9 tRNA genes and 1 rRNA gene are annotated in these 1,196 nt (G+C 47.7%); all 10 read left to right on the plus strand.

Going from position 1 to position 1,196, the window contains the following annotated elements:
- Window positions 1-92 (plus strand): 5S ribosomal RNA (rrf, locus tag JOC34_RS21590); the annotation flags it as partial.
- A 48-nt stretch (window positions 93-140) separates the two neighbouring features.
- Window positions 141-216: transfer RNA gene (locus JOC34_RS21595), tRNA-Val, on the plus strand.
- Between the two features lie 31 nt (window positions 217-247).
- Window positions 248-323 (plus strand) — tRNA-Thr (locus tag JOC34_RS21600).
- Between the two features lie 60 nt (window positions 324-383).
- Window positions 384-459: transfer RNA gene (locus JOC34_RS21605), tRNA-Lys, on the plus strand.
- A gap of 3 nt (window positions 460-462) precedes the next feature.
- Window positions 463-544 (plus strand) — tRNA-Leu (locus JOC34_RS21610).
- 31 nt (window positions 545-575) lie between these two features.
- A tRNA-Gly gene (locus JOC34_RS21615) sits at window positions 576-650 on the plus strand.
- A 7-nt stretch (window positions 651-657) separates the two neighbouring features.
- A tRNA-Leu gene (locus tag JOC34_RS21620) sits at window positions 658-743 on the plus strand.
- Between the two features lie 4 nt (window positions 744-747).
- Window positions 748-824: transfer RNA gene (locus tag JOC34_RS21625), tRNA-Arg, on the plus strand.
- Window positions 825-831: 7 nt separating this feature from the next.
- Window positions 832-908: transfer RNA gene (locus tag JOC34_RS21630), tRNA-Pro, on the plus strand.
- Between the two features lie 8 nt (window positions 909-916).
- Window positions 917-992 (plus strand) — tRNA-Ala (locus JOC34_RS21635).
- Window positions 993-1,196 lie beyond the last annotated feature (204 nt).

Below are 1,196 nucleotides of genomic sequence, written 5' to 3' on the forward strand. Positions count from 1 at the left end.
ACACCTGTTCCCATACCGAACACAGCAGTTAAGCTCTTCAGCGCCGATGGTAGTTGGGGCTTTGCCCCTGCAAGAGTAGGACGTCGCCAGGCGATACATAGTTTTTAAAAACAGGACATGCTTTGCACGATCTGTGCAACGGAGGATTAGCTCAGCTGGGAGAGCACCTGCCTTACAAGCAGGGGGTCGCAGGTTCGAGCCCTGCATCCTCCACCATTGTTTTTATGTTCATTGAAATTCATGATAAGCCGGCCTAGCTCAATTGGCAGAGCAACTGACTTGTAATCAGTAGGTTGGGGGTTCGATTCCTCTGGCCGGCACCATTAGCTAAATTTAATAAGGGTTATTTGCTTAGCCCTATAAGTAGTATTTATTAATAGCAAGAGCCATTAGCTCAGTCGGTAGAGCATCTGACTTTTAATCAGAGGGTCGGAGGTTCGAATCCTCCATGGCTCACCATTTGCGGGTGTGGCGGAACTGGCAGACGCGCTAGACTTAGGATCTAGTGTCTTATGACGTGGGGGTTCGATTCCCTTCACCCGCATCATTAATATGAAGTAACAAGTGCCTTATAAGCGGAAGTAGTTCAGTGGTAGAACACCACCTTGCCAAGGTGGGGGTCGCGGGTTCGAATCCCGTCTTCCGCTCCAATAGCAAGCCGGGGTGGCGGAATTGGCAGACGCACAGGACTTAAAATCCTGCGGTAGGTAACTACCGTACCGGTTCGATTCCGGTTCTCGGCATTATGCGCCCATAGCTCAATTGGATAGAGTATCTGACTACGAATCAGAAGGTTAGAGGTTCGACTCCTCTTGGGCGCACCATTTTTTACGGGAAGTAGCTCAGCTTGGTAGAGCACTTGGTTTGGGACCAAGGGGTCGCAGGTTCGAATCCTGTCTTCCCGACCATTTGATATGGGGCCTTAGCTCAGCTGGGAGAGCGCCTGCCTTGCACGCAGGAGGTCAGCGGTTCGATCCCGCTAGGCTCCACCATATATTAATCAAGAAAAAAGATTGTATCATTCCAAAAAAACAATTTAAATTAGTTGTTGACATCAAAGACGATGCATGGTACATTAATAAAGTTGCTATTTTGAAGCAACACAAAACATTTGCTCCTTGAAAACTGAACAAAACAACCAGTATGTCAAGAAAAACAGAGACTGTTTTTCGAACATCTAAAGGCTTGCCTTTAGA

It is taken from the genome of Virgibacillus halotolerans (assembly GCF_016908515.1).
Lineage (GTDB): Bacteria > Bacillota > Bacilli > Bacillales > Amphibacillaceae > Virgibacillus_M > Virgibacillus_M halotolerans.